Below are 6,970 nucleotides of genomic sequence, written 5' to 3' on the forward strand. Positions count from 1 at the left end.
GCCCATCATGTAGTGACAGGTTGGGATGACTGGAATTGGCTCTTTAACCGGATCGACATGAGCAAACGTGCGTGATAAGTCGCATACACCTGGTAGACGGCTTTCGAGCGTCTCTTTACCCAAGTGATCGAGCTTCAATTTCAAGTGTGTACCCCAAGGGCCATCACAACCACGACCTTCGCGAATCTCGGTCATCATTGAACGTGCAACGACGTCACGCGATGCCAAATCTTTTGCGTTTGGTGCATAGCGTTCCATGAAGCGCTCGCCATCTTTGTTAAGCAAGTAACCACCTTCACCACGGCAACCCTCGGTTACCAAGCAACCTGCACCTGCGATACCGGTTGGGTGGAACTGCCACATTTCCATATCTTGTACAGGTACACCTGCACGTAAAGCCATACCTACGCCGTCGCCCGTATTGATATGCGCGTTGGTTGTAGAAGCATAAATACGCCCCGCACCACCGGTCGCCAATACGACCGCTTTAGCTTTAACATAGTAGACTTCACCGGTCTCAATATTCATCGTCGTGACACCGCACACGGCGCCGTCTTGGTTCTTAACGATGTCGAGTGCATACCACTCCGAGAATACCGTCGTCTTGTTTTTCACGTTTTGCTGATACAACAAATGTAGCAAAGCGTGACCGGTACGGTCAGCTGCAGCTGCTGTACGTGCTGCCTGCTCACCACCAAATTCTTTTGATTGGCCACCGAAAGGACGCTGATACACTTTACCATTTTCAAAACGGGAGAATGGTAAGCCCATGTTTTCGAGCTCTAAGATCGCTTCTGGACCGCTCTTACACATGTACTCAATTGCGTCTTGGTCGCCAATGTAGTCTGACCCTTTGACGGTATCAAACATATGCCATTGCCAATCGTCTTCGTGGGCGTTACCCAAAGCAACGGTGATACCACCTTGCGCAGAAACAGTGTGAGAACGCGTTGGAAACACTTTGGACATCAACGCACAGCTCATACCTTCTTGGGAAATTTGCAACGCAGCACGCATGCCTGCGCCGCCCGCGCCGATTACAACGGCATCAAATTCTAAAGTTTTTACGTTCACTTAAACACCCCACAGTACAAACAAGCCAGTGAGCCAAACGATGATGAGCCCAACGCTGAATACGAACTGAATAAAAGCGCGTACACCCGAGGCTTTAACATAGTCCGTAAGTACTTGCCAGATACCAATCCAGCCGTGTACCAACACGCCGGTAAGCGCTAACAACGTGAACACTTTCATCCACAAATTCGAAAACAAGCCCGTCCAGTTGGCGTAGGTTACGTCCGCTGTTGACGCAAAGAAGCCCACCATGAACAAGACATATAGCAACATAACGACTGCTGAAGCACGCAACAAAATGAAGTCATGCGGGCCGCTACGTCCAAAGGTTCCAGCTTCTCTTACCATAACCACACCCCTACTAAAACTGACACGATAATCGAAATTACGATGGATGCAGTGGCACTGGCGCGGCCTGAATCAAGCTCTTCCCAGAAGCCCATATCCATGATCAAGTGACGAATACCAATGATTAAGTGGAATCCTAACGCTGTCAAAATACCCCAGCCAATGAACTTCGCGATAAAGCTAGTCATTATGCTTTCTACTTGAGCAAACCCCTCAGGACCACTGAGAGACGTTGCGAACGCCCAAATCAAGAAGGCCAGTGACACAAGCATAACGACACCGGAAACCCGATGCAGGATAGATGCTTTGGCAGCGGCAGGAAACTGAATGGTAGATAAGTCTAAGTTTACAGGTCTTTCTTTTTTCACGATAGATTGCCTTTCAATAAAGCACCAAGAAATGTAAAGAATGCCCGGAGCACTGTTAATTAATGCCACCTCGACGTATGTGAGTATATCGACCATAGCATTGAATTACAATGTCCAATGCCTATAACGGACATCGAAAGAATTTGGATTAAGACTAAAGTTGTATCTCGCATAAAAATGTAATCCTGTATTCACTTTATGCACGTATAATGATCGGGTAGTCGTAGCCAAGTCCTTTACAAAAATTGACATTTGGCACGCATTTCGAGTTAAATTAGCGCACTTTTTAAAAAGTAGATGCAAGGAGAAGTCCTTATGGCTGATCGTAAAGCCACTTTACAGATCGATGGACAGTCAATTGAGTTACCCGTTTTATCCCCTTCAGCTGGTAAGGATGTCGTCGACGTTCGCAGCTTAGGCAAACACGGCTATTTCACCTTTGACCCAGGATTTTTAGCGACCGGCTCATGTGAGTCTAAAATCACGTATATTGACGGTGAAAACGGTGTCTTGTTGCACCGCGGATACCCGATTGGCGATCTCGCCACACAAGCGGATTATCTAGAAGTCTGCTACATGTTGCTTCATGGCGAAGCGCCTGACGAAAAGCAATACCAAGATTTCCGTAAGACCATCACAAAACATACGATGGTGCACCAGGGCTTGCATAATTTCTTTAATGGCTTCCGCCGCGACGCGCATCCAATGGCAATGTTGTGCGCGGTGACAGGCGCATTGTCTTCGTTCTACCATGATGATTTGGACATTCATGACGCGGACCAGCGCTTACGTAGCGCCTACCGCTTGATTGCGAAGATCCCTACAATCGCAGCGATGGCATACAAGTTCAGCATTGGTCAACCGTTCGTTTATCCACGCAACGACTTAGGCTATGCCGAAAACTTCCTGAACATGATGTTCTCTGTGCCTGCAGAAGACTATGAAATCAGTCCTGCTGTTGCAAAAGCAATGGATCGCATCTTTATCCTTCACGCCGATCACGAACAAAACGCTTCAACGTCGACTGTTCGTTTGGCAGGCTCTTCGGGTGCTAACCCATACGCATGTATTGCGTCGGGTGTTGCATCGCTATGGGGCCCTGCACATGGTGGTGCGAACGAAGCGTGTCTGCGTATGTTGGCTGAAATTGGTTCAGTAGAAAACATTCCTAAGTACATCGAAAAAGCAAAAGACAAGAACGACCCGTTCCGTCTGATGGGCTTCGGTCACCGTGTTTATAAAAACATGGACCCACGTGCGACAGTCATGCGCGAGTCGTGCCACGAAGTATTGAAAGAATTGAAACGTGACGATCCATTGTTGGATGTTGCGATGGAACTTGAGCGCATCGCGCTTGAAGACGACTACTTTGTAGAGAAGAAGTTGTTCCCGAACGTCGATTTCTACTCGGGCATCGTACTCAAAGCGATTGGTATTCCAACCAACATGTTTACCGTCATCTTCGCACTGTCACGTACGGTGGGTTGGGTATCACACTGGCACGAAATGATGAGCGAAGAGAGCCAAAAAATCGGCCGTCCTCGCCAACTATACACGGGCCACACACAACGCGACTTCAAACCTATCAAGAAGTAAGCTGTGATGTAGTCGCTATGCAAACACATACAAAGCGCCCCGAGGGGCGCTTTTTTTTGGGCTCGAGTTAAGGGTAACGATAACTCCCTACCCCATCACAACATCCAAATAAGCGATTGCCTCAATCGATATTATTAAGAGTACATACGATTAAATCCCACGGTTTACGTGCAAGACACCAGTAATTTCATTATAATACAGCGCAATTTTGTCTATTGCGCCGCTAATGGCATTTACAACATATAGAGAGGCTTATGCAGCAAGTAGTTAACGTACAGCAACCCGTAATTACTCCGCGTCGCTTCAAAGTTTACCAACATCGTCAGTTGGACAAGATTGAAGCACTTAAACGCGTACCCGATGATATTCGATTCGAAATGAAAGTGGTCGCGAACGTTTTACCGTTCCGAGTCAACGAGTATGTTTTTAATGAGCTCATCGACTGGGAAAACGTACCTAACGATCCGCTGTTTCAGCTCACCTTTCCGCAAAAGGATATGCTCGATCCAAGCGCATTCCAACGTATGGCCGATTTGATGTCGGGCAAGCATACGACCAATGAAGTCTTTGACCTCGCTACTCAGTTGCGCCAAGAGATGAACCCACATCCAGCCGGGCAAATGCAGATGAACGTACCTCACGTTGATGGCGAGCCATTGCCAGGCATGCAGCACAAGTATCGCGAAACAGTGTTATTCTTCCCTGCTCAAGGTCAGTATTGCCACAGCTATTGCACCTTTTGTTTCCGCTGGGCTCAGTTCGTCGGTAAAGCAACACGCTTCAACTCCAATGATGCCGATCAACTACATCGCTATCTCGCACAGCATAAAGAAGTAACTGACTTACTCGTTACAGGCGGTGACCCAATGGTCATGCGCACGCGTAAGTTGAAGCATTATTTAGAAGGGCTACTGCAGCCTGAGTTCGACCATATTAAAACGATTCGTATTGGCACCAAAGCGCTAACATTTTGGCCTTATCGCTTTATTACAGACCCTGATGCAGACGAATTAATGCGTTTGCTTGAAAGGCTTGTACGTGGCGGTAAACACGTCTCCATCATGGCGCATTTGAACCATCACAACGAACTACGCACCGAAGTCTGCGAAGAAGCAATTCGTCGTTTACGCGCCACCGGCGCACAGATCCGCTGTCAGGCGCCTTTATTACGCCATATTAATGACGACCCTAAAGTATGGGCGGATATGTGGGAGCGCGAAGTGCAGCTCGGTATGATCCCCTACTACATGTTTGTCGAGCGTGACACGGGTGCTAAACGTTACTTTGAAGTACCGCTCGAGCGTACATGGGAAGTATTCCAACAAGCTTATCAACAAGTATCGGGTATTGCGCGCACGGTTCGAGGCCCGTCGATGAGTGCTGGACCAGGTAAAGTTGAGGTACAAGGTGTGACTGAGGTGGCGGGCGAGAAGGTGTTCGCGTTGCGCTTTATTCAGGGTCGCAATCCAGACTGGGTACAACGTCCATTTTTTGCGAAGTATGACCCAAAAGCAACGTGGTTACATCAATTGAAACCGGCCTTTGGTGAGGACAAGTTCTTTTTCGAAGACGAGTATGCACAAATGGCAGCGATGGACTAACCATCGCTGCTACACGCTTTATTTTATACGCTGGCGGGCTTGCTCTAAGTCCTCTGGCGTATCAATTCCAGCGGCGGGCGGCATAATTGCCTCAGCGACGTGAATTTTCTCGCCATGCCATAGCACACGCAACTGCTCCAATGACTCGATACGCTCAAGCGGGCTCTCACTCCAAGCCACATAGCGTTTAATAAAGTCCGCACGATAGGCATAAATGCCGATATGTCGCATGTAACCATCGACCTGTTCAGACTGCTGGTCGTCCAATGACTTAAATTGGTCACGGTTGTACGGAATAGGCGCGCGACTGAAATAAAGCGCGTACCCTGCCGAGTCACACACGACTTTTACTGCATTCGGATTAAACACTTCATCTGCGGTCGCCATCGGCACCGCTAATGTCGCCATAGGTGCAACACGTTGGTTCGCCAAGTTATCAGCCACTTGCCGGATAATTTCAGGCGGAATAAAAGGCTCATCCCCTTGTACGTTAACCACGACTTGATCCTCTGAAAGCGCCAGTTGTTCAACAACTTCGGCAAGACGTTCAGTACCCGATTGGTGATCACTGGCAGTAAGCATACTGCGTCCACCAAAGCGTTCCACCACGTCAGCAATACGCTGGTCATCTGTCGCAATAATCACTTCCGCAGCACCGCTTTGTATCGCACGTTCGTATACATGTTGAATCATCGGCTTACCGCCGATATCGGCTAACGGTTTACCTGGCAAACGGCTTGATGGGTAGCGTGCTGGAATAATGACGGTAAAACTCATAAAGGTACCTGTTCCATTTCTTCTGAATTTAATGACTTAGCCTTTTCGCTCATTAATACGGGAATCCCCTCTTCGAGCTCAAACGCGAGTCGCTCGCCACGGCAAACCAGCCACTGTCTAGCTTCATGCCAGACTAATCGCCCTTTACAACTCGGGCACGCTATTATATTCAGTAAACCTGTATCAAAACTCACAGTTAAACCTCATTTATGAATATGCCGAATCGCCTCAAGCAAATCAGCATTAAATTTCTCAGGAAAGTGTGCAGATATCGGTTGATAGTACCAATTATCGGCTGCTATGCCACGACACTTCGCAGCATCTTTTTGTGTCATCAGTAATGTTTTATTTTGGTACTGTTGTAAGTCATCCGCAGTAAATCGATAATGATCGGGAAACGCTTGAGTACTCTCAAGCTTGATGTGCTGATGCTGAAGACTGGTAAAAAAGCGCTCCGGGTTACCGATTCCAGCCACCGCATGAAAGGTCGTGCGTTCGGGTAGCTCAACTTCTTCATCATCGATTACTCGACGCCACGGCTGTGCTTTAACCTCGCCGACATAATGTGCAAATGGATGTTGTGCATAGAGTGAAATCACCCAACGCGCACCGCGCAACCGCCAAGGCCCTTCTCGCAGGGGACCAGCAGGTAACAGCCAACCGTTACCCAAGCCGCGCTCAGCATCGACTAGAATTAACTCCAAGTCTCTACCTAATGCATAATGCTGCATACCATCGTCACTAATCACCAAATCAACATTGGGATGCTCCGCAACTAATTGCCTAACCGCATCAGCACGTTTGGGACTAATCACCACAGGGACGTCGGCTATCTGTCGAATCATGAGTGGTTCGTCACCGGCGAGCTCTGGGCTGTCATCCATGGTGACTAGGTGTGGGTATTGGGCGTTAGCACCATAGCCACGGCTCACTATGCCAGGCGTATAACCCTCTGACTTGAGCAGCTCAACTAACGCGATAACCGTAGGCGTTTTACCCGTACCACCCACACTGATATTGCCAACTACAAGTACAGGTACAGGTGCTTGGTATATTTTTAAAATACCGAAGCGGTACAACGACCGGCGCAGATTAGTCAATAACCAAAATACCAGTGATAAGGGTGTAAGCAGGTACAGCAGTGGATGCAAACGCTTTCGGTACCACTGCCTCTCCAACCACATTCTAATTTACCCCACTAAATTG

General features: G+C 48.2%; 8 protein-coding genes. 2 read left to right on the plus strand and 6 right to left on the minus strand.

The genetic code is table 11. The annotated features are described in order from the left end of the window. The 3 genes from B2X00_RS06010 to sdhC all read right to left on the minus strand — a co-directional run. Nucleotides 1-1,074 (minus strand): FAD-binding protein (locus B2X00_RS06010; RefSeq protein ID WP_290486527.1); only part of this gene is annotated, 1,074 nt, incomplete at its 3' end. Further along, on the minus strand, nt 1,075-1,422 hold the full coding sequence (gene sdhD / locus B2X00_RS06015; RefSeq protein ID WP_006955522.1) for a succinate dehydrogenase, hydrophobic membrane anchor protein: 348 nt from the start codon (nt 1,420-1,422) through the stop codon (nt 1,075-1,077). Next, a complete protein-coding gene (gene sdhC, locus B2X00_RS06020; RefSeq protein ID WP_071462782.1) occupies nt 1,416-1,790 on the minus strand; it encodes a succinate dehydrogenase, cytochrome b556 subunit in 375 nt (124 codons plus the stop codon). The genes sdhD and sdhC overlap by 7 nt, the downstream gene beginning before the upstream one ends. 315 nt (nt 1,791-2,105) lie before the next feature. Between sdhC and gltA the strand changes: the two genes are divergently transcribed. Then, entirely contained in the window at nt 2,106-3,386 is a 1,281-nt protein-coding gene (gene gltA / locus B2X00_RS06025) for a citrate synthase (protein WP_071462561.1), read from the plus strand. Between the two features lie 254 nt (nt 3,387-3,640). Further along, nucleotides 3,641-4,987, plus strand: coding sequence for a KamA family radical SAM protein (locus B2X00_RS06030; protein ID WP_290486528.1), 1,347 nt, complete (start codon nt 3,641-3,643; stop codon nt 4,985-4,987). 18 nt (nt 4,988-5,005) lie between these two features. Here the strand turns inward: B2X00_RS06030 and kdsB are convergent, their stop codons facing one another. The 3 genes from kdsB to lpxK are packed head-to-tail and all read right to left on the minus strand — an operon-like array spanning nt 5,006 to nt 6,948. Beyond that, the gene (gene kdsB, locus B2X00_RS06035; RefSeq protein WP_290486529.1) at nt 5,006-5,764 is read right to left on the minus strand and encodes a 3-deoxy-manno-octulosonate cytidylyltransferase; all 759 of its coding nucleotides are present in this window, start codon (nt 5,762-5,764) and stop codon (nt 5,006-5,008) included. After that, a complete protein-coding gene (locus B2X00_RS06040) occupies nt 5,761-5,958 on the minus strand; it encodes a Trm112 family protein (RefSeq protein WP_290486530.1) in 198 nt (65 codons plus the stop codon). The genes kdsB and B2X00_RS06040 overlap by 4 nt, the downstream gene beginning before the upstream one ends. Before the next feature lie 9 nt (nt 5,959-5,967). Further along, nucleotides 5,968-6,948 carry a tetraacyldisaccharide 4'-kinase gene (lpxK, locus tag B2X00_RS06045; protein WP_290486531.1) on the minus strand — a complete coding sequence of 327 codons (981 nt, stop codon included), beginning with the start codon at nt 6,946-6,948 and terminating at the stop codon, nt 5,968-5,970. Between the last annotated feature and the right edge of the window lie 22 nt (nt 6,949-6,970).

The organism is Idiomarina sp. UBA3162 (assembly GCF_002364475.1).
GTDB lineage: Bacteria > Pseudomonadota > Gammaproteobacteria > Enterobacterales > Alteromonadaceae > Idiomarina.

Coding starts and splice junctions, on each gene's coding strand:
- sdhD (WP_006955522.1), bottom strand. CDS start 1,422: ATGGTAAGAGAAGCTGGAACCTTTGGACGTAGCGGCCCGCATGACTTC.
- lpxK (WP_290486531.1), bottom strand. CDS start 6,948: ATGTGGTTGGAGAGGCAGTGGTACCGAAAGCGTTTGCATCCACTGCTG.
- gltA (WP_071462561.1), top strand. CDS start 2,106: ATGGCTGATCGTAAAGCCACTTTACAGATCGATGGACAGTCAATTGAG.
- B2X00_RS06030 (WP_290486528.1), top strand. CDS start 3,641: ATGCAGCAAGTAGTTAACGTACAGCAACCCGTAATTACTCCGCGTCGC.
- kdsB (WP_290486529.1), bottom strand. CDS start 5,764: ATGAGTTTTACCGTCATTATTCCAGCACGCTACCCATCAAGCCGTTTG.